Annotated in this window: 26 protein-coding genes; 18 read left to right on the top strand and 8 right to left on the bottom strand. The window is 65.9% G+C overall.

Annotated features, from left to right (window positions below):
* Positions 1-5 precede the first annotated feature (5 nt).
* The 11 genes from PGN27_RS22095 (at position 6) to mbp1 (ending at position 11,426) form a co-directional block, all read left to right on the top strand.
* Entirely contained in the window at positions 6-1,034 is a 1,029-nt protein-coding gene (locus PGN27_RS22095; protein WP_335328027.1) for an isopenicillin N synthase family dioxygenase, read from the top strand.
* Positions 1,035-1,108: 74 nt separating this feature from the next.
* Positions 1,109-2,596, top strand: a complete 1,488-nt coding sequence (locus PGN27_RS22090; RefSeq protein ID WP_335328026.1) for a sodium:solute symporter family transporter — start codon at positions 1,109-1,111, stop codon at positions 2,594-2,596.
* 59 nt (positions 2,597-2,655) lie between these two features.
* On the top strand, positions 2,656-3,342 hold the full coding sequence (locus tag PGN27_RS22085; protein ID WP_335328025.1) for a TetR/AcrR family transcriptional regulator: 687 nt from the start codon (positions 2,656-2,658) through the stop codon (positions 3,340-3,342).
* 41 nt (positions 3,343-3,383) lie between these two features.
* Positions 3,384-4,292 (top strand): hypothetical protein, encoded by a 909-nt coding sequence (locus PGN27_RS22080; protein ID WP_335328024.1) that lies wholly within the window; start codon positions 3,384-3,386, stop codon positions 4,290-4,292.
* 43 nt (positions 4,293-4,335) lie between these two features.
* Complete coding sequence (locus PGN27_RS22075) at positions 4,336-4,740, top strand: TOBE domain-containing protein (RefSeq protein ID WP_335328023.1); 405 nt, start codon at positions 4,336-4,338, stop codon at positions 4,738-4,740.
* Positions 4,737-5,492, top strand: coding sequence for a molybdate ABC transporter substrate-binding protein (modA, locus tag PGN27_RS22070; RefSeq protein ID WP_335328022.1), 756 nt, complete (start codon positions 4,737-4,739; stop codon positions 5,490-5,492). The genes PGN27_RS22075 and modA overlap by 4 nt, the downstream gene beginning before the upstream one ends.
* Positions 5,489-6,301 carry an ABC transporter permease gene (locus tag PGN27_RS22065; RefSeq protein WP_335328021.1) on the top strand — a complete coding sequence of 271 codons (813 nt, stop codon included), beginning with the start codon at positions 5,489-5,491 and terminating at the stop codon, positions 6,299-6,301. Before modA ends, PGN27_RS22065 begins: the two co-directional genes overlap by 4 nt.
* Complete coding sequence (locus PGN27_RS22060) at positions 6,298-7,383, top strand: sulfate/molybdate ABC transporter ATP-binding protein (RefSeq protein ID WP_335328020.1); 1,086 nt, start codon at positions 6,298-6,300, stop codon at positions 7,381-7,383. The genes PGN27_RS22065 and PGN27_RS22060 overlap by 4 nt, the downstream gene beginning before the upstream one ends.
* Positions 7,384-7,385: 2 nt before the next feature.
* Positions 7,386-9,311, top strand: a complete 1,926-nt coding sequence (locus tag PGN27_RS22055; protein ID WP_335328019.1) for a potassium transporter Kup — start codon at positions 7,386-7,388, stop codon at positions 9,309-9,311.
* A 187-nt stretch (positions 9,312-9,498) separates the two neighbouring features.
* Entirely contained in the window at positions 9,499-11,112 is a 1,614-nt protein-coding gene (locus PGN27_RS22050) for an HNH endonuclease signature motif containing protein (protein ID WP_335328018.1), read from the top strand.
* Between the two features lie 74 nt (positions 11,113-11,186).
* Positions 11,187-11,426, top strand: coding sequence for a microaggregate-binding protein 1 (gene mbp1 / locus PGN27_RS22045; protein WP_023985493.1), 240 nt, complete (start codon positions 11,187-11,189; stop codon positions 11,424-11,426).
* Positions 11,427-11,507: 81 nt separating this feature from the next.
* On the opposite strand, the gene PGN27_RS22040 is transcribed toward mbp1, so the two are convergent.
* Positions 11,508-12,149 (bottom strand): hypothetical protein, encoded by a 642-nt coding sequence (locus PGN27_RS22040; protein WP_335328017.1) that lies wholly within the window; start codon positions 12,147-12,149, stop codon positions 11,508-11,510.
* 155 nt (positions 12,150-12,304) lie between these two features.
* Between PGN27_RS22040 and PGN27_RS22035 the strand changes: the two genes are divergently transcribed.
* On the top strand, positions 12,305-13,165 hold the full coding sequence (locus tag PGN27_RS22035; RefSeq protein WP_335328016.1) for an SDR family oxidoreductase: 861 nt from the start codon (positions 12,305-12,307) through the stop codon (positions 13,163-13,165).
* On the opposite strand, the gene PGN27_RS22030 is transcribed toward PGN27_RS22035, so the two are convergent.
* Complete coding sequence (locus PGN27_RS22030) at positions 13,114-13,536, bottom strand: STAS domain-containing protein (RefSeq protein WP_335328015.1); 423 nt, start codon at positions 13,534-13,536, stop codon at positions 13,114-13,116. The genes PGN27_RS22035 and PGN27_RS22030 overlap by 52 nt on opposite strands.
* A gap of 206 nt (positions 13,537-13,742) precedes the next feature.
* Between PGN27_RS22030 and PGN27_RS22025 the strand changes: the two genes are divergently transcribed.
* Together PGN27_RS22025 and PGN27_RS22020 are read left to right on the top strand one after the other, a co-directional pair.
* The gene (locus tag PGN27_RS22025; protein WP_335328014.1) at positions 13,743-14,927 is read left to right on the top strand and encodes a metallophosphoesterase; all 1,185 of its coding nucleotides are present in this window, start codon (positions 13,743-13,745) and stop codon (positions 14,925-14,927) included.
* 168 nt (positions 14,928-15,095) lie between these two features.
* Positions 15,096-15,245 carry a hypothetical protein gene (locus tag PGN27_RS22020; protein ID WP_023985489.1) on the top strand — a complete coding sequence of 50 codons (150 nt, stop codon included), beginning with the start codon at positions 15,096-15,098 and terminating at the stop codon, positions 15,243-15,245.
* On the opposite strand, the gene PGN27_RS22015 is transcribed toward PGN27_RS22020, so the two are convergent.
* Positions 15,218-16,018 carry a hydroxypyruvate isomerase family protein gene (locus tag PGN27_RS22015; protein ID WP_472850861.1) on the bottom strand — a complete coding sequence of 267 codons (801 nt, stop codon included), beginning with the start codon at positions 16,016-16,018 and terminating at the stop codon, positions 15,218-15,220. The genes PGN27_RS22020 and PGN27_RS22015 overlap by 28 nt on opposite strands.
* A gap of 31 nt (positions 16,019-16,049) precedes the next feature.
* Positions 16,050-16,760: an SDR family oxidoreductase gene (locus tag PGN27_RS22010; RefSeq protein ID WP_335328013.1), complete on the bottom strand. Its 711-nt coding sequence runs from the start codon at positions 16,758-16,760 to the stop codon at positions 16,050-16,052.
* Positions 16,761-16,827: 67 nt separating this feature from the next.
* Between PGN27_RS22010 and PGN27_RS22005 the strand changes: the two genes are divergently transcribed.
* Positions 16,828-16,986 (top strand): hypothetical protein, encoded by a 159-nt coding sequence (locus PGN27_RS22005; RefSeq protein WP_335328012.1) that lies wholly within the window; start codon positions 16,828-16,830, stop codon positions 16,984-16,986.
* A 5-nt stretch (positions 16,987-16,991) separates the two neighbouring features.
* On the opposite strand, the gene PGN27_RS22000 is transcribed toward PGN27_RS22005, so the two are convergent.
* Positions 16,992-17,660: an IF2 family translation initiation factor gene (locus tag PGN27_RS22000; protein ID WP_335328011.1), complete on the bottom strand. Its 669-nt coding sequence runs from the start codon at positions 17,658-17,660 to the stop codon at positions 16,992-16,994.
* Between the two features lie 23 nt (positions 17,661-17,683).
* Positions 17,684-18,241 carry a CsbD family protein gene (locus PGN27_RS21995; protein ID WP_335328010.1) on the bottom strand — a complete coding sequence of 186 codons (558 nt, stop codon included), beginning with the start codon at positions 18,239-18,241 and terminating at the stop codon, positions 17,684-17,686.
* 180 nt (positions 18,242-18,421) lie between these two features.
* Here PGN27_RS21995 and PGN27_RS21990 point away from each other — a divergent pair, with 180 nt between their 5' ends.
* Positions 18,422-19,756 carry an APC family permease gene (locus PGN27_RS21990; RefSeq protein ID WP_335328009.1) on the top strand — a complete coding sequence of 445 codons (1,335 nt, stop codon included), beginning with the start codon at positions 18,422-18,424 and terminating at the stop codon, positions 19,754-19,756.
* A gap of 233 nt (positions 19,757-19,989) precedes the next feature.
* Here PGN27_RS21990 and PGN27_RS21985 read toward each other — a convergent pair whose 3' ends face one another.
* Positions 19,990-21,000, bottom strand: a complete 1,011-nt coding sequence (locus tag PGN27_RS21985; RefSeq protein ID WP_335328008.1) for a YihY/virulence factor BrkB family protein — start codon at positions 20,998-21,000, stop codon at positions 19,990-19,992.
* 74 nt (positions 21,001-21,074) lie between these two features.
* Positions 21,075-22,166 (bottom strand): GGDEF domain-containing protein, encoded by a 1,092-nt coding sequence (locus tag PGN27_RS21980; RefSeq protein WP_335328007.1) that lies wholly within the window; start codon positions 22,164-22,166, stop codon positions 21,075-21,077.
* Between the two features lie 319 nt (positions 22,167-22,485).
* Here PGN27_RS21980 and PGN27_RS21975 point away from each other — a divergent pair, with 319 nt between their 5' ends.
* Positions 22,486-23,166, top strand: a complete 681-nt coding sequence (locus PGN27_RS21975; protein ID WP_335328006.1) for a GAF and ANTAR domain-containing protein — start codon at positions 22,486-22,488, stop codon at positions 23,164-23,166.
* A 125-nt stretch (positions 23,167-23,291) separates the two neighbouring features.
* Positions 23,292-25,667, top strand: coding sequence for a PEP/pyruvate-binding domain-containing protein (locus PGN27_RS21970; RefSeq protein WP_335328005.1), 2,376 nt, complete (start codon positions 23,292-23,294; stop codon positions 25,665-25,667).
* The last annotated feature ends 6 nt before the right edge of the window (positions 25,668-25,673 follow it).

The following is a 25,673-nucleotide window of genomic DNA, read 5'->3' as shown; positions in this document are numbered from 1 at the left end:
ACGATATGACCGCCGATTTCACCGAGGTGCCGGTGCTCGACATCGCCGCCCTGCTCGATGATGACCACCCCGGCTATGCCAGGGCGGTCGCCGAGCTGGGTGACGCCTCCCGACGAGTGGGCTTCGCCCAGATCGTCGGCCACGGAATAAGTCCCGCGCTGTTCGACGATCTGCTCACCGCCACCCGGACCTTCTTCGCCTTGCCCGAACAGGAGAAGCTCAAGGTCCACATCGGCCGCTCGAGCAACCATCGGGGATACGTGCCGCCCGGTGAGGAAGTGTTCGCCGCAGGCACCGTCGATGCCAAGGAGGCCTTCGACCTGTCCCTCGATCTACCCGCCGATGACCCGCGCTATCTGGCAGGTAACCCGTTGTTGGGCCCCAACCAGTGGCCGGCGCTGCCGGGATTCCGGGAGGCCGTGACCGCCTGGTACGACGCGGTATTCGCGCTGTCGCGCCGGTTGTTGCGTGCCTTCGCGGTGGCACTGGGCGAGCCCGCCGATCGGTTCGACCGGTATGTCACCGCCCCGCCGTCACAATTGCGGTTGATCCACTATCCGTTCGACCCGGCTGCGGCCGACCGACCGGGCATCGGCGCGCACACCGATTACGAATGCTTCACGCTGCTCCGTCCGACGGCACCCGGTCTGGAGGTTCTCAACGCCGCCGGGACGTGGATCGACGTGCCGCTGCTCGAGGACGCGTTCGTCGTCAACATCGGTGATCTACTGGAGATCTGGAGCAACGGGGAATTCGTCGCAACGACCCACCGAGTCCGCAAGGTTGCCGAGGAACGCTACTCCTTCCCGTTGTTCGTCAATGTCGACGACGACACCGAAGTGGCGCCACTTCCTGCCTTCGCAGACAACGGCAAGCCCGCGCGCACACCCGTGATCGCCGGTGAGCACCTGTTCGCGCAGACCGCCCAGAGCTTCCGCTATCTCCAGGAGCGTCTTGCCCGAGGGGAGGTGACCTTACCCGCCGGCGCCCAACCGCTGGCGACCTTCGGCCGCAAGGCACTCACCAATCACTGACCCCTAACCCGTACCCGAAGCTGTCCCGGCAACGTCGCCGATCCACAAACCCCTACTCCCTCTTGGAGTTCGCCATGATCATTGCCGGCGTTGCCGTCTTCCTGCTCATTCTCACCGTCAGCGGTGTGATCTCCGCGCGCCGTGTCCGCGGCGATTGTTCGAACTATCTGGTCGCCGGTCGGGCCCTGCCAGCGGTGCTGGTGACCGCCGTGCTCATCGCCCAACCCGTCGACTCCAACGCCACCATCGGTAATGCCGATCTGTCAGCCACTTTCGGGTTCTGGGCCGGCGCCGCACTGCCCATCGGGCTGGCCATCTGCCTACTTCTGATGGGTCTGTTCTTCGCCAAACGGATGCGGGCTGCCGACGTGGTGACGCTGCCCGAGTACTTCCGTGACCGATTCGGTCGCAGCACCGAGGTCGCGTCATCGTTTCTCACCATCGCCAGCTTCATCATCCTGCTGGCCGGAAATCTGGTCGCGGTCGGCTTCCTGCTGGAGCGCTTCCTTGGCGTCTCGTACGCCTACGCGATTCTTCTCACCATCCCGCTGGCGTTGTTGTACACCATCAGCGGAGGCATGTTCGCCTCGGTGTACACCGGCGTCGCCTGCGTCATCGTCAATGTCATCGGCGTTGCCGCACTGGTGACCTGGGTGGCCACCACGCACGGCTTCACCGCTCCGGAGGGCATGGGTGCCGGCGATCTCGCGCAGCTGACCTCCAGCGATTCCGGTGCAGTGATCAACTGGGCCACCATCATCGCGTTAGGCCTGGGCAACCTGGTGGCCATCGACCTGATGCAGCGTGTGTTCTCCGCCCGCACGCCGGGCGGTGCGCAGAAGGCATGCTTCGCCGCGGCAGCCGGACTGCTGATGCTCTGCATCCCCCTGTCATTCGTGGCGTTGGCCGCCGTGAGCATCGTCGGTGACGCGGCCACGGATGGTCCGATCCTGTACACACTGCTGGGCGGTTACGCGCCGGCCTGGTTGGCTATCATCGTCATCTCGGGCCTGTTGGCCGCGACGTTGACCACCATCAGCGGGATTCTGCTGTCCACTGCAGCGGTGCTGATCCGCAACATCCTGCGCATCGATGCCGCTGCGGTCACGATGACGCCGCGGGTGCTGACCGCGACCCGCTGGGCAACCCTGCCGATGGCGGTACTGGCGGGCCTCGTCGCGCTGCGGGTGCCGCAGACCGGCATCCTGCTGACGCTGGCCTTCGACCTCCTGCTGGCGAGCCTGGTGGTCCCGTTCATCCTCGGCCTGTACTGGTCCCGCGGCGGCGCCGCGGCGGCCTGGGCGGCGATCGTGATCGGTATCGGCGTGCGGATGACGTTCTTCGTGCTCACCCCGACGATCTACGGGGTCGACAACACGCTGTTCTTCGTCCCCAACGACCTGGTGACGACATCTGCCGACGGGTGGAGCACGTTGCTGGCCGGGGCGGCATCGTTGATCGCGTATGTGGTTGTCGCGGCGCTGACACCGGGCCGCGTCGAGAAAGACGTGGAGACCGAGCCGGCACCCGCGGTCGAGGTGTTGACGGCGGCCCGGTCCTGAGCCGGGACACGTCGGCGGTGGCGCACGTGTCGCGCCTGTCGGACTGGCAGGATCGACACGTGCGCACCACCGCAAGCGGCCGCCCCCGATTGGAGGGGCGCAAGCGTCCCGGCCAGACCGCCCGCGACGAGGTGCTGGACGCGGCCGCCGAACTGTTCACCACCTCGGGGGTGGCCGCGACCTCGACGCGCCAGATCGCCGAGGCCGTCGGGATCCGGCAGGCGTCGCTGTATCACCACTTCCGCACCAAGAACGACATCCTGGCGGCACTGTTGAGCGGCACCGTGTTGTCGTCCCTGCGGGCGGCCGAACAGCTGCGCGACCGCCCCGAGCCACCGGTGGTGTTGTTGCATGCGCTCAGCCTGCTCGACTGCCGGCTCCTGTGGGACAGCCCGTGGAACCTGGGCATCCTCTATCTGCTGCCCGAGGTGCGTGATCCGCAATTCGGTGAATTCCACCGGCAACGGACCGAATTGCGTCGCGCCTACCGGGAGCTGTCGACGCGGGTGATCGCCGATATCGAGCCGGCCGACGGCGCCCTGGATGTCAGCGCCGATGCCGATACCGTGTTCCGACTGGTCGAGAGCCTGCCGAACCTACGTGCCGACGGGTTGGGCGAGCCCGATCAGCCGAACCGGACCGCGGATCTGGCGGTGCACCTGCTGGGCTGGCGCGGTGACTGGAACGGACTGCGGACCGCGTCGCAATCGGTGGTCGACGTGGTGACAGCTCCCGCCTCGCCGTAAAGACATTGGCTTCGGCCGGATTGTCGCGTTGAATTGCGCGCATGCGCTTGATCGAGGATTGGCCATCAGTGGCCCATGAATTCGACCTGGCGCACGCCCTGTTCGATGTGTCCGGTCGCGAGCATGTGTCGGCGTGGCTGGCCGAGGAACTGGCCCGCACTCGCGATGACGCCTTCGCCCGGTCGTTCTCCGACCACATCGACCTGCCCGGGGTGTCCTCGTCGGACTACCTGCAGCGAGTTGTCCACAGCGAGCGCGGAGATTTGTTGGGCGGCATCCGATTTCGGGGACGAAACATCGACAAGCCGTTCATCGAGATCATCGCGCACACCTTCGATGATGTCGACGACCTGGCACGGTGTGTGGCCGCCGAGTGGTCGGTGTTCGCGCCGAAGGCGCTGCGCTTGCGGACGCTGCCGGGGACACTCGACGGCCCGGATATCGTCCTGGATCAGACCGTTCACGCCGCACGGTGCAAGGATTTGAGCGTGCCGGACCCGCAGGTTCAGCTGGTTCCTTTCGACCGAGTCGAGGACGCCATCGGCCTGGTACAGACCCGATACCGAACGCTCAATCCTGTACTGGCCCAGAGCGTGGTGGCTGCCGCCACCGAGGACTTACGCGCCTGGCATGCCGCCGGACAGTTGCACGCGATCACCGTGGCCGATATCGCGGTCGGGGCGTTCGCCGTCCGGCCGGGCCGCATCTACTGGATTCCTGGCGCCGAGATCCACGAGGAGGTCGTGGACACCGATCATGCCGGCCACCATTACGCGAGCCACGCCCAGCGAAGGTGGGCCGCCGATATCAGCGCCGACCGCGATGAGCATCTGATCGGCACCATCCACGGGCTCAACAACGCGTCACGCCGGACCGCCGAGGAAGCCGGTCGACCACGGGTCCTCGATCTCGTCTTCGTCGCGCTCACCGAGAACCGCAAATGCGGGTGATCTATGCTTTCTTAACCGCATAGTCGGATAGAGGGGGTCATTGGTGCCGGAGATTCGCATCAAGGACGCCGCCGCGCTGCTCGGGGTCAGCGATGACACCGTCCGCCGGTGGACCGACAGCGGTGCGCTGGCCTCGCACAAGGACGACGCCGGACGAAAGGTCATCGCCGGCGATGTCCTGGCCGCGTTCGTCCGCGAACAGGCCTCCCCACCCGCCGACCCCACCGGAGCCAGCAGCTCCGCACGCAATCGCCTCGTCGGGCTCGTCACCAAGGTCACGGCCGACCGCGTGATGTGCGAAGTCGAGATGCAGTGCGGTCCGTTCACCGTCGTCTCGCTCATGAGCACCACCTCGGCCGAACAGCTCGGGCTGGAGCCCGGTGCGCTTGCCGTCGCCGTCGTCAAGGCCACCAACGTCATCGTGGAAACTCCAGGAGGAACATCGTGAAACCACTAGCGGGACTGTTGGCCCTAGCCCTCCTGCTCGCCGGATGCTCGTCGTCGCAGAGCGATTCGGCACAGCCGGATGCACAGCTCACGGTGTTCGCCGCCGCATCGTTGAAGAAGACGTTCACCGAGCTGGGGGCCCGATTCGAAAAGGACCATCCCGGAACGAAGGTCACCTTCAATTTCGCAGGCTCCTCCGATCTGGTCACCCAGATCACCCAGGGCGCGCCCGCCGACGTGTTCGCCTCCGCCGACACCGCCAACATGACCAAAGCAGTGGACGCCGGCGTCGTCGACGGAGAGCCGGTCAACTTCGCGAGCAACACCTTGACGATCGTCACGCCATTCGGTAATCCCAAGAAAATTGCGACGTTTGCCGATCTGGCGCGGTCGGGCACCCAGGTGGTGGTGTGCGCGCCGCAGGTCCCGTGCGGGGCGGCCACCGAAAAAGTGGAGAAGGCCACCGGCGTCATGCTGGCACCGGTCAGTGAGGAATCCGCGGTGACCGATGTGTTGGGCAAGGTCACCTCCGGGCAGGCCGATGCCGGACTGGTGTACGTCACCGATGCGGCGGGCGCCGCGGACGATGTGACAGCTGTCCCGTTCCCCGAGTCCACCGACGCGGTCAACACCTATCCCATCGCCGTACTCCAGGAGGCCGTCAATTCACGAGCCGCACAAGACTTCGTCGACCTCGTGACGAGCCCGGCCGGACAGGACGTCCTCACCGCAGCGGGTTTTGCCTCACCGTGACCGTCGCGCGCCGACCCAGCGGGCTGGTCCAGGTAGGCCTCCCGGCCTGGATCTACCTGCCCGCCGCGGCGGGCGCACTGTTCGTGATCACACCGCTGATCGCGATCCTGTCGAGAATTGACTGGCCGCACTTCATCCCTCTCATCACCTCCGAATCATCGCGCGCCGCACTACTGTTGAGCCTCAAGACCGCGAGCGCCAGCACCCTGGTCTGTGTGTTGCTCGGGGCACCGATGGCGCTGGCGCTCGCGCGCGGACACTTCCCCGGCCAAGCGATCCTGCGCTCGCTGGTATTGCTGCCGTTGGTACTTCCTCCGGTGGTCGGCGGTATCGCACTGCTCTACACATTCGGCCGCCAAGGACTGCTCGGCGAATACCTCGAACTGTGGGGCCTGCGCATCGCGTTCTCCACCACCGCGGTCGTACTCGCGCAATCCTTTGTCTCGCTGCCGTTCCTGGTCGTCAGCCTGGAAGGCGCGCTACGCTCGGCGGGTAGCGGCTATGAACACATCGCGGCAACGCTGGGCGCCCGCCCCACCACCGTGCTGCGCACGGTGACTCTGCCGCTGGTATTACCCGGCCTGATATCGGGCGCGGTGTTGGCCTTCGCGCGTTCGCTCGGCGAGTTCGGGGCGACGCTGACCTTCGCGGGATCATTGCAGGGGGTGACCCGCACGTTGCCGTTGGAGATCTATCTGCAACGCGAAACGGATCCCGATGCGGCCGTGGCATTGTCGCTGTTGCTCATCGTCGCCGCCGCGGCCATCGTGATCGCGTCGGCCAGTAGGCGTCTGGCGGGAGGCCTGTGAGCGATCTCGCGGTGCGGGCTCGGTTCCCCCAACGTGATGTCGACGTCGACATCACAGTCGCAGAAGGCGAGGTCCTGGCCGTGTTGGGCCCCAACGGCGCCGGCAAGTCGACGCTATTGCAGATGATCGCCGGCCTCCTGCAGCCCGAATCAGCCCGCATCACCCTCGGCGACACCGTCCTCATCGACACTGCGGCCAAAACGTTCATCCCGCCGCACGGCCGGGGTGTTGCCATGTTGTCCCAGCAGGCAATGCTGTTTCCGCATATGACGGCCGAGGCCAACGTTGCTTACGCCCCGCGCTGCCGGGGATTGTCGCGGTCAGCCGCCCGAGAGCAGGCTCGGCACTGGTTGACGGCCGTCGACGCCATGGAGCTGGCAGCACGCAGGCCGGCGGAGCTGTCCGGCGGGCAGGCGCAGCGCATCGCGGTCGCCCGGGCGCTGGCCGCCGAACCGCGGCTGCTGCTGCTCGACGAACCGATGGCCGCCCTCGATGTCACCGCAGCGCCCGCCATGCGCCGGCTGCTGCGCGAGGTACTGCGGGAAAGTGGCCGCACGGCGATCATCGTCACCCACGATCTGCTCGACGCGCTCGCCCTCGCCGACACCGTGGTCGTCATCGACGGCGGCCGCGTGGTGGAGAGTGGGAATGTCCGCAAGGTACTGAGCGCGCCACGAAGTGACTTCGCCGCGCGCATCGCCGGGGTCAATCTGGTGTCGGGCGTTCTTTCCGAACCTGGCGTTCTGCGCACCGCATGGGGCCAAACCATCTCCGGTCTTGGCGATCTGGAGGTCGGGTCGGCCGGTGTCGCACTGTTCCGTCCCGCCGCGGTCGCGGTCCACGTGAGTGCCCCGCACGCAAGCCCGCGCAATATCGTCGAGGTGCAGATCGCCGAACTCGACATCCACGGGTCCACGGTGCGGGTTCGCGGTGTCGAGCAACCCGATGGCGGCACGGGCCTGGCCGCCGATATCACCCCTGCCGCGGCCGCTGAGCTGGATCTGGAGATCGGGCAGCGGGTGTACTTCGTCATGAAAACCCAGGAAGTGCAGCTTCACCCCACGCTGATACCGATGATGTAGGCATGCCAGACCAACTCGCACAGTTACAGCAGTCCGCGCCACCGCTGCGGCTGGCGATCATCATCGGAGCGCTAGGCGTGGTGTTCGGCGATATCGGCACGAGTCCCATCTACACGTTGCAGACGGTCTTCAACCCCGCCGACCCGCACCCGGTACCACTGACCGAGGCCAACGTGTATGGCGTTGTCTCCCTGATCTTCTGGTCGGTCATGACGATCGTCACCCTCACCTACGTGACCCTGGTGATGCGCGCCGACAACCACGGTGAGGGTGGCATCATGGCGCTGATCACGCTGCTGCGCCGCGGTGCGAGTACGCGCGGTCACCGGACCGCGATCGCGCTGGGCTTCCTCGGCCTGTTCGGGGCCGCACTGTTCTTCGGCGATTCGATGATCACGCCGGCAATATCGGTGCTGTCGGCGGTGGAGGGTCTCAAGACCGTCGAACCCGGCCTCAAGGATTGGGTGGTCCCGATCACCGCGGTGATCATCGTTGCGCTGTTCAGCGTGCAACGCCAAGGCACGGCGGTGGTCGGAAGATTCTTCGGTCCGGTCATGATCGTCTGGTTCGTCGCGATCGGCGCGTGCGGCGTCGTCGGCATCGCCGGAAACCCAGGGATTCTGGCCGCGCTGTCACCGACGTATGCCATCGCGTTCATCGGCGGACACTTCCACATCGCGTTCTTTGCGCTTGCCGCGATCGTGCTGGCTGTCACCGGCGCCGAGGCGCTCTACGCCGACATGGGGCACTTCGGACGGCGTGCGATCGTCATCGGCTGGTTGGGACTGGTGCTACCGGCCTGCACGCTGAACTACGTCGGGCAGGGTGCACTGCTGCTGCGAGATGACAACGTGCACAGCGCGCCGTTCTTCCTGCTTGCCCCAGAGTGGGCGCGGCTGCCACTGGTCCTGTTGGCCACGGCGGCCACCGTGATCGCTTCGCAGGCGGTGATCACCGGCGCGTTCTCCGTGGTCTCACAAGCCGTCCAGCTCGGTTATCTGCCGCGTCTACGCATCACTCACACGTCGGCCAAGGCGATCGGCCAGATCTACGTCCCGTGGATCAACTGGGTACTGATGATGTCGGTACTTACCCTGGTGTTCGCCTTCCGCTCCTCGGCAGCGCTGGCCTATGCGTTCGGTATGGCGGTCAGCGGGACGATCACGATCACCACATTGTTGTTCCTCTACTACGCCAGACAGGAGTGGAGGTGGCCGCTGTGGGCGCTGGTGGCGGGCGGCGGCGCACTGTTGTTCGTGGATGTCATGTTCTTGGCGGCCAACCTCACCAAGCTGGTCCACGGCGCCTGGCTGCCGCTGGTCATCGCGATCTGCGCCTTCGTCGTGATGACCACCTGGCAGCGCGGCCGTCACCTGGTGACCGCGGCCAGGCACGAGATCGAGGGACCGCTCCGGCCCTTCATCGACGAATTGGCCGACCGGCAACCCCCGCTGGTACGCGTGCCCGGTACCGCGGTATTCCTGAACCGGTCCGATGACACCACACCGCTGGCGATGCGCACCAATGTCGAGCACAACCACGTCCTGCATGAACATGCCGTGATCGTCGCCGTCGAGACCGTCCCCGTCCCCCGCCTACCCGACAACAAGCGCATCTCGGTGGACGCTCTTGGTTACCGCGAGGACGGGATCGTGCACGTCACCGTGTATGCAGGCTATATGGAGCGGCCAGACGTCCCGGCCGCCTTGAGAATGTTGCCCAGCGAAGTCACCGAAGGGGGTATCGACCTGGACAACGCGTCCTACTTCCTGTCACATCTCGAGCTGGTACCGGGCGACAGCGACGACATGATCGGTTGGCGCAAACGGCTTTTCGTCGCCACATCCTTCCTCACAGCCGATGCGGCCGGCTACTTTCACCTGCCGCCAGACCGAACGATATTGGTCGGGTCACGATTGGATGTCTGATTGCTACCCGCCGTGTGATCCGTGTCACAAACAGGTTAGTATCGTCGCATGCCCCGGGTACAGGGGCGGCAACAATCTTTACGGAGCGGGTGCTCCAGGCCCACGGAACGGCCCCGGTGTGTTTCCCGGGGCCGTTCCAATGTTTCGGTGGCCGACCTTGTCGGTGGGCGTCAGTAGAATCGCTCATATGTTCGAACGATCGGGGTTGTCGGAGCTGAGCGATCAAGACCTCATCGCCGCGGTCACCGATGCCACCCGCGCCGAGGCGGCCGCGGCGGCCCGGCGGCTTGCGTTGATCGCCGAGGTCACCGCACGACACTGCGCGGACGAAGACGAATCGTCGGCATTGAAGCTGATCGACGGATGGGCACTGGCCAAAGCCGAAATCAGCGCCGCCTGCACCCTCGGACCCCGCGCCGCCAGCGCCCAGATGCGCATCGCGATGGCGTTGCGTGACCGGCTACCCCGCACCGCGGAGGTGTTCGCGCAAGGGTCGGTATCGGCGAAAGTCATCGCGGCGATCACCTGGCGCACCCAACTCGTCACGGACGAGGAGGCGCTGTCGTTGATCGACGCCGGGATCGCCGGCACCGCCCACCAATACGGGGCTTTATCGGAGACCGCGCTGATCCGGGCGGTCGATTTCTGGGTGCAAAAGTTCGATCCGATCGCGGTCATCCGATCCAAGGTCGCGGCCAAAGACCGCTATATCGACTTCGGCGACCGTGACGACCCCGACGGAGTGGTCTCGTTCTGGGGACGGATGCGCACCACCGACGCCGCGCTCAGCGACGCCCGGCTCAACGATCTCGCCCACGGTGTGTGTGAGGGTGATCCGCGGACCGTGGCCGAACGCCGCGCCGACGCCCTGGCCGCCGTCCTGACCGGCGCCGAAACCTTGACGTGCCTGTGCGGTAACCCCGACTGCACCGGGTCGGGCAAGGATCCCCGGGCGGGTGCGGTCACCATCTACGTGCTCACCGGACAGCAACCCGACACCGGGCACGGGGCGGAGCCCGCGTCGGGGCCCGGACCTGATGGCAGCGGTGGGCAGGACCCGAGGACCGACAAGGACGAGGAACGGCCGGTGGCCGCGCCGCCGGCCGAGGAGCCCGCCGCGAAAGAGGGCGGTGGCGCCGATCCGCGCCCCGCCGCACCAGCCGCCAGAACCCGACGTGGCGTGGGTGCGGGTATCACCCTCGACGGGGCCATCATCCCCGCCCACCTGCTCACCGAGCTCATCAACACCGGCGCGACAGTCCGGCCCCTGAGCAGCGCAACAGACCTGGGCTCCGAACCCCGCTACCGCCCCTCAGCAAAGCTGGCCGCCTATGTCCGCATGACCGCCATGACCTGCTGCTTCCCCGGCTGCGGAAAACCCGCCCAACGCTGCGACCTGGACCATGTCACCCCCTGGCCTGCCGGGGCGACCCACCCGGGCAACCTGCGCCCACTGTGCCGCGAACACCACCTACTGAAAACCGTGAAAGTTGGCTGGACCCCGAAAGCGCACCCCGACGGCACCACCACATGGACCTCACCATCCGGGCACCGATATGCGACGATGCCGCTCGGTCCGGTCCTGTTCGGGCACAACACATCTGAGGTCGAGATCCCGCGAGCGCGGCACATCACCCTGATCGGTGAGCGCGGCAATCTCAGCGACCGCGAACCCGACATCCCACGGCGCCAACGCACCCGACAACGCGACCGCGAATACCGCATAAACGCCGAACGCACCCGCAACGCCGCCGAGCTCGCCATCTCATTGAAAAGTGACGCACATCACAATTTGGAATGATCCGAAAAGCGACGGGTATTTACACCGCAGCGAACATCGCCCTCGCGAATATCGCCCCGTAGAAAGGAATCGCCATGGCTGACAGTGGACCCGAGAATGCCGTGAGTGGTGTCGTCGAAGACGTCAAGGGCAAGGTGAAGGAAGTCGCCGGGATCGTCTCCGGCAACGACGGACTTCGCGAAGAGGGACGGGCCCAACAGGACAAGGCCGAGGCGGAGCGCAACGTCGCCAAGAAGGAAGCGCAGGCCGACGCCGCACGCGCGGCCGCAAGCGCCGCCGAAGCTCGACAGAAGAGCGCCGAGAGCGCCAAGTAGCTCCATAACGGCAAGTAGCCCCATAAAGAGGAATGGGCTCCGCAGCGTCGCGGGGCCCATTTCTCTGTCCGGGGCCAGGGATCAGGTGCTCAGCGCTGCCATCGAGACAGCGGGAACGGGCACCTGCCAGAAACGGGCCTCAGCGCGAATCGCGGCGTCGATACCGGCCACGACCTGCCGCGCGCTGCCGGAGTTGACGTCCATCCACAACTCCGCCGGGCCACCGCTGAGCATGATCCGCCTGACCCGCGATCCGCATGCCAGCAGGACCGCCGACCGGGCGACGAGCTTTCGCGCGGCATCAGCCCAGTCCTGATCCTCCACCCGCGTGTGCAGCCCGATGACCTTGACCTTCGGGTCCCCGAGCATCAGCGGGGCATCATCATCGAGATACACATAGTGAGTGCGCTCGGCGCACATCGCGAGCCGTGCGAGCTGCGGGCCGGTGGTAACCACGAAACGCGAGACACCGAGTTCACAGGCCCGACGCAGCGTCTCGGTCGCCGTAGGACAACGAACGATGACCTGCCGCGGCCGGATCCCGTGAAACCGCACCAGGTCGAGGTCTCGATCGTCACACGCCGTCACCGATATGCCGTGCGCACGAACCCACAGCGCCACCCGGCGATCACCCAAGGCGGCGGCCGGCACGCTGTGGCCGGCACTGCGGGAAACCGGGCGTAGGAGCGGGTCGTCGATCGCGGAGTCAACAGCAGATGTCATGTCTCATGCCTACGCCTGCCGGCCCGCCCGCGAAAATGGCTCATACGCGGTGCTGACGCGACCCCTGATGATCTTTACGGATTGCTGATGGGTCCACCGTTTCGAGGCAGGACGTCGGGGTATCTCGTCGGCTCATACCCCGAGCGAAGGACGATATGGCCTCCCACTCCGACCCAGCACCACATGGCGTCATCCCCTACCCCGGCCGCACTGACGAGATGGAACGCGCCCCCCACGACGAGATGGCCGACTATGTCGGTCGCGACCTACTCGCGGGCAAGCGGGCCCTCATCACCGGTGGTGATTCGGGTATCGGCCGCGCTGTCGCGGCGGCGTTCGCCAAGGAAGGGGCCGATGTCGCGATCTCCTATCTCAACGAGGACGCCGACGCCGCACACACCGTTGGGCTGATCGAGGCGCAGGGGCGCCGAGCGGTCGCACTCCCAGGGGATCTGGGCGACCCGGCGCACTGCCGTCGAATCGTGGATGAGTCGGTCTCGGCGCTAGGAGGCCTGGACATCCTGGTCAACAACGCCGCCTACCAGTCGCCGGTCGACGACCTCACCGAACTGTCCGACGAACAGTGGCGCCGCACCTTCGCGGTGAACATCGACAGCTTTTTCTATGTCACCAAGGCCGCATTGCCGCATCTGACGCCGGGCGGCTCGATCATCAACACCGGGTCGATCAACGGGCTGCGCGGCAACAAGACGCTCATCGACTATTCGGCGACCAAGGGCGCAGTCATCGCCTTGACCTATTCACTGTCCCAGGCGCTCAGCGACCGGGGAATCCGCGTGAATTGCGTTGCGCCAGGGCCGGTGTGGACGCCGCTGATACCCGCAACGATGGATGCCGAGAAGACGGCGTCCTTCGGTGAACAGACACCCATGGGCCGCGCAGCCGAGCCCGACGAGATCGCACCGTCGTATGTGTTCTTCGCCGCCGGACGCATGTCGTCCTATTACAGCGGTGAAGTGCTGGCACCCATCGGCGGCGAAACACTGCCGGGCTGAGGCGGCCGCCGATCAGTCGAACTGGCCAGCGAGTCCGGTCCACCGGCCGCAGCGAGAGCAGTGTCTCGAGTGCTGTGCAGTGGCACCTGGCTGTCGACACCGATCAGCGTCATGGGCCGTCGGGTCTTGGGGCCGTCCGCGACCACCAGGAATTTCACCCGGTCACCCAACCGGCCCTTGGCGCGGATCAGGACGTTCATGCCGCGAGCAGCCAGAAAGTCGAGTTCGGTCAGGTCGACGACGATCGCACCAGGGCCGCGGTTGAGGACCTCGTCGATCTTCCGTTCGAGCACTGCGGCGGTCGTGATGTCGAGATCGCCGACACAATGCATGATCACCGTCGATTCCAACCAGGTGGTTTTGACGGTCATAGAGCCTGGATCAGTCATGATGCCTCGCAGACCAACACTTGGTAGGGCGCAATGACTCAAAGGCTGACTCTTAACCTCCAAGCAAAAAGCCGGATGACACCAGCCTACGCGCCCTATCTGATCATGGACAGCTCGTTCGGCAACGTGCCTGGTCGCCCGCCATAGGTACCGTCGTTGCCAACCCCCAAAAGCGTGATCGAGGTGCCATGACCGAAAACCCAGCCGAAGTAGTCGAGGAAGCCGGCCATCCCCCACGGCCTGCGTCGAGGCACTGGCGGCGGTTTGCGGTGGTGTCGGTGGTGCTGGGACTGCTTTTCGGTGTCCCTTGGTGGACGCTGGTGGTTGCCCCCGCTTGGCCGGTGCCGGTCCTGGTAACGGCGACGCTGGTTTTCGCGGTCGCACTGGTGGCGTTGCCGTTGCTGATGTTCACCGGGCACGGCAAACATCGCGACGTGCCGTCCGCGATCGGCGACGTGCTCCTCGGCGTGATCTGGGTGGTATTCGTCTGGTCGGTTCTCGGCAACATCGCGCGGCTCCTGCTCATCGGGCTGGGAGTCGAGGACCCGCTGCGGTCACGCCTGATCGCCGCCACGGTCCTGGTGGTGGCGACCGTGCTGCTGGCCTGGGGTCACTACGAAGCGATGCGGATCCCGCGGATACGCCGGGTGCCGGTCCGGATGCCGCGGTTGGGCCGTGGCCTCGACGGGCTGCGGGTGGCGATCATCACCGACACCCACTACGGCCCCATCAACCGGGCGCGCTGGTCAGCCGCCATGGTGGACAGGGTCAACGAGCTCGATGCGGACATCGTCTGCCACGTCGGTGACATCGCCGACGGCACGGTCGAGATGCGCCGCGAGCAGGCCGCGCCACTGGCGGCGATCACCGCGGCGACGCGCGTGTACGTGACCGGCAATCACGAATACTTCAGCGAGGCGCAGGAGTGGCTGGATCATATGGAAGCCATCGGCTGGAGCTCCCTGCACAATCGGCACGTGACCGTGGAGCGCGGCGGCGACCGGCTGATCGTGGCCGGGATCGACGACGCGACCGCCGCTGATTCGGGTGTGAGCGGTCACGGTCAGGATCTCGCCGCGGCGCTGAGTGGGGCCGACGACGATGCGCCGATCCTGCTGCTGGCACATCAACCCAAGCAGATCCGCCACGCGGTGGCCGCCGGGGTGGATCTGCAGATATCCGGTCACACCCATGGCGGCCAGATATGGCCCTTCAACTTTCTGGTGCGACTCGAGCAGCCCGTCGTGCAGGGACTGAGCAGCCACGGCGAACGCACCCAGCTCTACACCAGCCGCGGCACGGGCTACTGGGGTCCGCCGTTTCGGATCTTCGCCCCGAGTGAAATCACCCTGCTGACGCTGAGCACCGTCTGACCGGTGCGGTAATCGCTTGCGTTGTAGCCAAACTCACACGTCGAAACTTGCTTTACACAGAATTAACACCGACGATCGAGGTGTTGTTCATACCGGGTGATCCCCGCTGTGACAACGGATTTGAAATACAAGCTCTGTGACCCAGGGCACTTTGAGGGAGTGAGAAGAATGTCGTTCGCGAAGTTTCGTGCCGATATGAAGCGGGCCAACAACCGGCGCCGCCTCTACGCGCGGATCAACGCCATGCCCCATTCGACGGTGCGCGAAGAGCTGATCGCTGTCGCGCAGCGTTACGAATTCGACCGCGCCGCCGACTGATCCCACGGGCTGCCGCCGCGCCGATTCCTCGGCAACCACCCGAACGGGTCGGGGGCGGTCGGTCGGTACTCGAGACTGACATGCCCCCGGTAGCCACGGGCGAAGAGTCGCCGGAGAAGACCATCGAAATCGATCGTCCCGGTGCCGGGCTCAGCCCGGCCCGGGTCGTCGGCAATCTGGACGTGACCGATCCGATCCCCGAAAACCGCTATGTCGGCGACGATATCGTCACCGTTGACGCTCAGGTGATAGACATCGGCCAGTAGGCGCAGGGCAGGCGCCCCCACCCTGTCGATGACGGCGATCGCGTCTGCGGCGGTCCGCAACGGATACGCCTCGATACCGCTGAGCGGTTCGATCAGGATGACAGCGCCGATGCGCTCGGCCAGTCCCGCAACATGGGCCAGGTTTTCCGTCGCAATCTCGTCCTGCGCCGCCGCGCTGATATCGGGCATCCGATTCCCGTAGAGGGTGTTCAGCGCGCCGACGCCCAGTTGTTCTGCTATGTCGAACGCGATATCGGCGTTGTCGCGGAACATATTTCGTTGATCCGGAATCGACGCGAGACCGCGCTCCCCCGCGGCCATGTCCCCACCGGCGAGGTTCAGCGCGGCCAATTGCACGCCGGCGTCCTCGATAGCGCGGACGAATGCCTGCACGTCCCTGTCCCTCGGGACTGCCGACTCGAACGGCCACCAGAACTCGACAGCTCCGAACCCGGCGTCGCGAGCGGCTTGCGGCCGTTTCACCATCGGAAGCTCCGGGAAGAGCATCGAGCAGTTGACGACATAGCGGGACGACACCTCAACCCCGTCCGACGTACTTCATCCCACGGGCCATCACAGTGATGGTCGGCACCGACACATCGACCGGCAGCCCCATGATGTGGGTGATCATCTCGGCCACATGAGCGACATCGATCGACGCCTCCGCGAATCCGGCGGTCATCTCGGTGGCGGCATTGCCGATGTCGATCTGGGTGACATCGATATCGACATCCCGGAGATCGAGCAGCATGGATGCCGTCAACCCGCTGATCGCATGCTTGGTGACGGCGTAAGCCAGGCTGTCTGGTCGCGGTCGGTGCGCCGCGAGCGAACCATTGTTGATGATGCGCCCTCCGCGCGGTGACTGCGCGATCATCGTCCGCGCCGCAGCGCGTGCGCAGAACACCGCACCGTCGACATTGGTGCGCCAGACGGTGTGCCATTGCTCGTCATCGATATCGGTGATCGACGCGCGCGGCCCGAATACACCGGCGTTGTTGAAGAGCGCATCGACGCGCCCGAATCGGTCGACGGCCTGGGCGAACAGCGCATCGACCGAATCGGAGTCGGTCACATCGGTGGGTACGACGAGTGCGTCCGGGCTGCCCTGCGCCGCCTCGGACAACGAGTCGGCGTGTCTACCTGCCAAGACGACCCGGTGGCCCGCACCGAGCAGGGACCGCGCACACGCCCGTCCGATGCCGCTGCCGGCCCCTGTGATGACGATGGTTTTCGTGTCCTGCCGCATGACCCGATTGTGCTGTACCGCGCGTGCCGCGGATTGGCCGACCGGTTCGGCGGGCATCCCCCGCCCCATGAGCGCTCAACCCGACAAGTCCGACACCGACGCGAATGCCGACAACGGTGAGGTTCCGCCGCCCGGCCCGACAGATCAGGGACGTTCCGGGGGCATGGCGACGCGCGAAGTCGCCCCGGATGTCGTCGAGAAACACCGGGGCGAATCGCTCGATTGAACTGCTCAGCGCGCGGCGTTGCGACGGCCCTGCTTCTCGGCATGGGCCAAGTCCTCCACCCGATCGGCGGTGGCGCGTTTGTCGGCGGCGTCTGCGCGCTTGGCCTGTGCTGCGGCGCGCTTGTCCGATGCGTCGGCGGTGACTGCGTCCTCGGCCGCGTCGATGCGGTCGATCTGGCCGCGTTGCACCTGCCGTACCGACTCCCGCCGCTGAGAAGCCGCATCGGCGGCTCGGCGCGCGGCAGCGTCGGCGTTGCGTTCGGCGGTCTCGGTGGCGTTGCGCCGGCGTTGATCGGCATCACTCACCGCCTCGGCTACGGCGTCACGTTTGGCCGCGCGTGCATCCTCGCGTTCCTGCACGACCTCCTCGCGCGCCTCCTGCAGCATTTCGTCGGCCTGTCGCCGCAGGGCATCGGCGTCGGCGTCGAGCTGGGCGGCGCGGCCGCGTGCGGCGCTGCGCTGTGCCAGCGCGGCTCCGTCGTGAGACAGTTTCCGATCGCCCAGCGCGTGCCCGATCAGGGTGTCGAGCACGCCAACGGACCGCTCGTAGAACAGGCGCGCCGGCGCCTCAGCATCAAATCGGGCTACCACTCGATCTTCGAACAGCTGCAACGGGATTCGCGCCCAGCGATACTGCGCCCTGGCTATCGTGCGGGGGACTTCCATGACGTTCATACGAGCTCCTGTTCGGGTCAGGGTCACCGATTATCGGTCCGGTCGGTCAACTTCTCTGCCCTGCTACGCAATTCGTCGGCCTCGGCCGCGCGGCGGTCGGCCTCCTCGACCTGCGCGGCGTGGGCGGCGAGGGCATCGGCGGCGTCAGCGGCAGCGGCCCGCGCATCGACGCGCTCCTGCGCCTCGGCCCGCCCGATCTCCAACCGAGCCTCCTGGCCGGCCCGCACCTGCTGCCGTGCACCTTCCCGACGGGCCGCCTCGACGCCCGCCTGTGTCTGGGCGGCCTGCTGCCCGGTGATCGACTCGTCGACCGCAGCGGTGACGTGCCGCACCGAATCTCGTTGCTCAGCGGCCTGTCGATGCGCTTCGCGCTCCCGGCGGCTGGCCGTCTCGGCCTCGGCGTTCGCGACTGTCTCGACGGTATTGGCTTCCTTGCGCTGACGTGCCTGCTCCTGCTCCAGCTGTCCTTCTGCGGTCAGCGAGTCGTTGCCGGTCACGGCCCCGGCAAGTTCTTTGGCCTTGCCCTTGACCGAATCGATCAGACCCCTGCGGGCCTGGCCTGACGCATCGCGAGCTGTCATCGGGTTTCCTCCGGTTGTCTCTGTGTGCGTGCGAGTGTCACGTGCCATCGGATGCTCGTTTCGGCAGCGGTCAAACGGCACGGCGGCGAATCGTCGTGATGCGCAAGGCGGACTGCGTGCATAAACCGCGGTCCGCCGGGTACACCGCAGCCCGCAGGTCAACGGAGTGTGGAGGTAGCAATGTCGTCGGAAACACTGGCCGGCCCGCCGCGCACCACCGAGAAGCTCAAACGCAGGATCACAGCGCCGCTGCTGTTCCTGTTCATCCTCGGTGATGTGCTGGGCGCGGGCATCTATGCGCTGATGGGCGTGCTTTCCGAGGAAGTCGGTGGTGCGCTGTGGGCGCCACTGCTGGTTGCCCTGTTGCTGGCGCTACTCACCGCCGGTTCCTATGCCGAACTGGTGACCAAGTACCCCAAGGCCGGCGGCGCCGCCGTATTCGCCGAGCGAGCGTTCCGACAGCCACTGGTCTCGTTCCTGGTGGGCTTCTGCATGCTGGCCGCCGGCGTCACCAGCGCGGCCGGTCTGGCGCTGGCCTTTGCCGGCGATTATCTGCGCACCTTCATCGACGTCCCGGCCATACCGGCCGCCGTGGTTTTCCTCGGCTTGGTCGCCGCGCTCAACGCCAGGGGCATCAGCGAGTCGATGAAGAGCAACGTGGTCATGACGGTCATCGAACTCACCGGCCTGCTGATCGTGATCATCGCCGGTGCCGTGCTCATCGGTCGCGGCGGGGGCGATGTCGATCGCGTGGTGGAGTTCCCTGCAGACTCGGCCCCGGCGTTGGCCATCCTGGGCGGCGCGATCATCGCCTACTACTCATTCGTCGGATTCGAGACATCGGCCAATATCGTCGAAGAGATCCGCGATCCGAGCAGAATCTATCCCCGGGCGTTGTTCGCCGCGCTGATCACCGCGGGCGCGGTGTACGTCCTGGTCGGTCTGGCGAGCGCGGTGGTACTGCCGACTGATCAGTTGGCAGCATCGAGTGGGCCGCTGCTCGACGTCGTCTCGGCCTCCGGGCTGAACATCCCGGCGTGGGTCTTCTCGGCCATCGCTCTGGTCGCCGTCGCCAACGGCGCACTGCTCACCATGATCATGGCGAGCCGGCTGGCATTCGGAATGGCCGAGCACGGCCTGCTCCCCGAAATTTTGGGCAGAGTCCTGCCACGGCGCCGGACCCCATGGGTCGCCATCGTGTCAACGACCGCGGTGGCCATGGCGCTGACCCTGATCGGCGATCTGTCGACACTGGCCGAGACGGTGGTCCTGCTGCTGTTGGTGGTGTTCATCTCGACCAATATCGCCGTGCTCGTGCTGCGTCGCGATGTTGTCGAGCATCCGCATTTCCGCGTGTGGACGATAGTCCCGGTACTCGGTGTGGCGTCGTGCGTGCTGTTGCTGACCCAACAGTCGGCCAAGGTCTGGCTGTTCGCCGGCATTCTGGTGGCCATCGGCGCGGTGCTGTTCTTGGGCACCCGCGCCGCGCGCGGGCAGCTCAGTAGGCAGTCGTGACCGGCTGCGGAGGCGAAACCGGTTGCGGCACAGTACGTCGACGAGCCGCGGCGAGCACACTCACTCCCGCAACGATCCCCCCGAGGATGAGCGTGGGCCACCACAGGGCCTGCGCGATCACGATCCGGCGTTGCACCTTGAGTCCGAACCGAGTGGCAGACTTCGCCTTACCGGTGACGCTCACAAGCATGTCTCCCATCTGAAGAAAACGCGGCCGGAAAACCCTCGGCCACTCATTGACTGGCCCCGGCCATACCCTCGCCGTCGCGCCGAGAAACCTCGTCACTCACCGGTGTCTCGTCGAAGCTGACATCGACTCGCTGAAAACCCTTGGCCTGCTGGGCCTCAGCCTGCCCGGAGTACATGCGGCGATCCGCCGCGGTCAGCTCGACATTATCGGTGAACGGGGTCAGCAGTGCGCGGGGATGCAAACGGTCCACGCGGACGGCATTGATCTGGGCACAGACCAACAGCGACGTGGAGACCAGGTACAGGAAGGCCAGCAAGCCGAGAACGATGGCAAATACGCTGTTCGTGACGCTGGCCGAACCGACAACATGGGTGACGTACGAGGCACCGAACCATTGCAGGATCTGCCACAGGCACGCAGCGATCAGCGCACCCGGCAACACCTGGGGCACCGTCAGCTCGCGCACCGTCGTGACACGGAATGCGATGACACAGACCGCAGTGTTGAGGGCCAGCGAGGCGATGACCACCGCGCTCGTCCCAAGGAAACCGAGGTCCGCCCAACTGCGGCCCACTGCGGTGAGCACCGTGGTGGCGATGAGTGCCGATCCGAGCACGAGCAGCAGCATGAGGCTGCGCAGCCGAGCCCTGATCGGGTCGGGCCGAACATAGCGCGGCACCGCCCAGATGGTGTCCATGGCGTTCTGCAGCGCCGTACCCGCCCCGAGACCGCCATAGAGTGCGCCGATGATCCCGACGACGACGGCCGTCGTGCCGCCGCTGAGCGCATTCGGCTCGCTCATCTGATCCCCCAACAGCGGAAACTGGCTGATGGCCGAATCGACGATCTGCTCCCGCCACTGCGGACGGTCGCGCAAGACAACCCCGAGTGCCGTGGTGAGCAGCATCAGGACCGGGAACAGCGAGACGAAGGTGTAGTAGGTGATCAACGCGGCCAGGTAATTGGCCTGGTCGTCGACGTACTTGTAGACCACTGCGATCGCGAATCCGGCAGCGCGACTGCGCTGTTGGACACGGTCGAGCCAAGCCAGCATCGCGATCCTCCCACCACGCGACCCGGTGCCGCGGCTCAGGGATACCCGCTCACCGCCGGATCCTCACCTGCAGGTCAGCCGCCGGCGACCTGAACGCGGTCGCCGCCTGCGCGCTTGGCGGTATACATTGCCCTGTCCGCGGCATCGAGGAGACGTTCGGTGAGCGCGATGGTGTCGACGGCCGCAGCGTGCCCAAGCATGGCGCCGGCAATGCCGATGCTGACCGTGAAGCGAGCAGGAGCCCGATGGAACTGGCGGCACAGCCGCTCGGCCATCACCACCGCATCGTCGATGGCTCCGATCGCGACGATCGCGAATTCCTCGCCGCCGACCCGGGCGATCACCGCGTGGTCGGGACAGGTCATACGCATCAATCGCGACAGCGTGACCAACACGCCGTCCCCGGTGGCATGTCCGTGGGTGTCGTTGATCGCCTTGAAATTGTCGATATCGAGCATCGTCAGGGACACCTGGACACCTTCGCCGTTCCCCGCGGTCCCCACCAGCTGGCCGATCGATCGCACGAGCCCACGGCGATTCGCCAGTCCGGTCAGGGGGTCGAGATCGGAGTCGACGGCGGCGTCGCTGAGCAACTGCAACAACAGTCGCAAGGTGATCGGCACCACCGTGACGGTGGCAAGTCGCAGCACACCATCGGCCAATCCCTCGTAGAGATCGCCGGCCAGCGCCTCGGACACGATCTTCATGACGATTGGCACCGTCGCCAGCCCCAACACGATCATCAGATGCGGGAGCGTGTGTAAGCCGGCCACATAGGTGGCCGTGAGGGCGAATGCCAAGGTTCCGGTGACGGGACTGCCATTGAGGATGTACAGCACGCAGGTGAGACTGATGCTGGCGTTCAGGACGATGACGATGAACCTGGACTGCCGATAGGTGGGCCACCCGACAAACCACCACCAGCCGAGCAAAATTGCCAGCACACCACATGACAAGGTCACGATCCGGGCCACAGGCGGGACGACGCCCTGGGCACTGAACGCCATCAGGATCGGCCACGCCCCGATGGCGACGCAGGACGCGCCGACGCCGAATCGGCCGAGCCGTCCATAACCACTGTCCTGTACCAGCTGGACGAGCCAGTCATAGCGGCCCGGTTGTCGCCACCACCGTCCGAACAAGGCGACCACACCGGTGTCGCCCACAGCAGACTCCCCCCTCGACCGGACCGTTGGTCCGGCAACCCTGCCGTCATTGGACCATGGTCGAGCCGCCAGTTTGGCGAAATGCTGTCCGGGCTTTGGCCGATGACATCAGGCCGCGGACTGATAACAAAGGGACAACGATGTCAGCGCGACGGTGAGACTCTGGTCCCGCTGACTTCTTAACGTGGCTGCCGACCAACCTGAGCCCACCTCGTACCGGGATCACGCAGCCTGTCATCGCCGGCACTGAGGACGCGTTACCCGCACATTTGGCAGACCAAACTGTACGTGGCAGCGCGCGCCCTTCTAGGGTGGCGAGATGACGTTTGACTCCAGTGGCGACCTGGCGCAGCGGATGGCCGAGCTGGCCCGTGCCGTCGCCTTGCAGAGTGTCGACGATGTCCTGCGCGATGTCACCTCCGCGGCGATCGAGTTGATCCCGGAGGCCGACACCGCGGGAATCCTGCTGATCGGCAAAGACTCCACGTACGAGTCACTGGCGACCACCAGCGACCTGCCCAACAAACTCGACGAACTGCAGGTCACCTTCGGTGAGGGTCCCTGCATGCAGGCAGCGCTGGATGACATCGTGGTGCGCACCGACGACTTCCGCGACGAGCCGCGCTGGCCCAAGTACTCACCGGCGGCCCTCGAGTACGGCGTGCGCAGCGGCCTGTCCTTCAAGCTCTACACAGCCAACCGCACGGCCGGAGCATTGAACCTCTTCAGCTTTCACCCCAACGTCTGGACGGCCCGCGCCGAGACCACCGGCCTAGTGCTGGCCGCGCATGCCGCCGCGGCGATTTTGGCAAGCCGTCAGAGCGAGGAGCTCGAATCGGCGGTGGCCAGCCGCGACCGCATCGGGCAGGCCAAAGGGATCATCATGGAACGCTTCAAGGTCGACGACGTGCAGGCATTCGCCCTGCTGCGCAAGCTGTCCCAGGACAGCAATACCAAACTCGCCGATATCGCCGAGCAGGTGATCAACACCAGGGGCTGACCAGTGACCACCCCGAGGTGATCAGTTCGAGGATCGGGCGCGGTCTTGCCAACCGCGCGGCCGTCTGCTGTCATGATGCCGACCGTAATTACAATACCGTCCGTATCGTATTCTGAAGGGGCCCGATGGAGACGTCGCCGATTGTGGAATTCGACGACATCACCGACGGTCGCCTCGGCGGTAAAGCGGCCGGACTGGCAGAACTGCGCCGAATCGGCCTGCCCGTTCCGGTCGGATTCGTCCTCGCCGATGCCGCGCGTGACGGCACGATCGCGGCGGCGGTCGGGCGCTTCACCCAAATGTTCTCCGCGGGAGCGGTTCCCGTCGCCGTGCGCTCCTCGGCCACCGGCGAGGACGGGATCGACCAATCCTTCGCCGGTCAGTACGAGACAGTGCTGAGCGTCGGAAACGTCGACGAGTTCGTCGCCGCGGTGCGCCGGTGCGCCGATTCGGTCGCCTCACAACGGGCGTCGGCATACAGCGAACGCGACACGACCACCATGCATCTGGTGGTGCAGCAGATGGTGGACGCCCGTGCCGCGGGCGTGGTCTTCACAGCCGATCCCACCACCGGTCGGCGCGACCTGATGGTCATCGACTCCGTCGCCGGTCTCGGGGAGGCACTGGTCGATGGGTCGGCCTCGTCGGACCACCTCGTGCTCAACGCCGACGGGACCACCGCATTGTGCGAATCTGCCGGAACACCGGTGCTGAGCACCGACGAGATCACCGCGATCCGCAACGGCGCGGTCCTGGCCGCACGGCACTGGGGCGTGCCGATGGACCTCGAATGGGCCATCGACCGATCGGGAATGCTGTGGTGGTTGCAAGCCCGCCCCATCACCACCCTCCCCGGCGACCTCAACGAGATGGACTCCCCGCTGGCCGGTGTCGATCACGTCTACACCCGCTGCAACATCGGAGAGATGATGCCGGGCGCGTTCTGTCCACTCACGGCGTCGGTGTCCGGTTACGCCATCGATTACGCGATGCAGATGACCCAGGTAGTGGCACGGGCCCAGCAGCGTTATGAGGCACCCTGGTTGCAGGTCGGCTATTTCTACGGCCACATGTTCTTGAACCTCACCGAAGGTACGGCGCTGAGCTCGGGAATCCTCGGTAATTCGCTTGAGCAGTTCTCGATGTCGATATGCGGCCGGGTGATCGACGAGCTGGAAGCCAAACCCGCACAACCATTCCACCGCAAGCTCGGCAACACGATTCGACTGGTGAGCCACGCACTGTCGGTCGGCCCGGCGATCCGCCGACTCGACGACCGGATCACAAGATTTCGCATCCCCGCCACCACCGATCCGCGAGAGATGTTGCGCGCACTGGAATCCGGCGTCGAACTCTACTGTGACGTCACACTCATCCACGTGCGGTCCTCATCACGTGCCGCCGTCGCGGCCAACGTCCTGGAGAGCACCCTGATCGGCCGGGCTGTTCGGCAAGGTCGCACCGAGACCGACGGCCGGGCCGAGGCCATGCGCCTGATGGCCGGCGCCGATGACGTCGAGAGTGCACTGATGCTCGAGCAGCTGAGGTCGGTGGTTGCCAGGCTGGCCGCCGATCCGCCGACGGCCCAACGATTCCTCGCCCAAGCACCCGATGTGGCTGTCCGAAATCTGTACGCCGATGCCGCAGGCACCGGGTTGCGCGAGTTCCTCGGCAGGCACGGTCATCGCGGATACCGGGAACTGTGCATGCGCGACCCGTCCTGGGCGGATGACCCCGCGGGCCTCGGGGCGATGATGCAGGCAATGCTGCGAGCCTCGCTCGTCACCTCCGAGCGCGTCCGCACACCCGATGCGGTGCACGAGAAGTCGCCCGCGCCGATCGAACTGCTGGCCCGTCTCGCCAGGGGCGGAGCCCGCGGACGCGAACAGACCAAAGCGAAGATGGCGTTGATGGCCCATGCGCTCAAGCGTGGGTACCGCAATCTCGGTGAGTTACTCCAGCGCGCCGGCCGACTGCCCGATGCCGATCTCGTGTTCTTCTTCGATCGCTTCGAGCTGGGGCAGGTGGTGGGCGACGATGACATCGACGATCTCGTCCGATGTGCGATAAAGCGCCGAGAAGCACTCCCCTATCAGGACGCGCTCGAGTTCGACGATGTCTCGGTGGGACGACCGAGACCCAGGATCGCGACACCGCAGATGGCAGTCGCCGGTGACGACGACATGATCATCGGCCGTCCGGCGAGCCGCGGTGTGGTCGAGGGCACGGTGCGGGTGGCGAAATCGGTCCACGACGCCGGGGCCGTGCGCCCCGGTGAGATTCTCGTGGCACCCGTGACCGATGTCGGTTGGACCCCGTACTTCACCGTGATCGCAGCCCTGGTCACCGATATCGGCAGCTCGGTATCCCACGGTGCCGTGGTGGCGCGCGAGTATGGCTTGCCGTGCGTGGTGAACACCCTTGTCGGCACCCAGACCTTCCGGACCGGTGACCGCATCCGCGTCGACGGTGATCGGGGTGTGGTCACCCGGATCAGCTGACGGGAG

The sequence above is a fragment of the Mycolicibacterium neoaurum genome (assembly GCF_036946495.1).
Lineage (GTDB): Bacteria > Actinomycetota > Actinomycetes > Mycobacteriales > Mycobacteriaceae > Mycobacterium > Mycobacterium neoaurum_B.
Note: the sequence above shows the minus strand (reverse complement) of the source record. Positions and strands in the feature narration are given on the sequence as shown.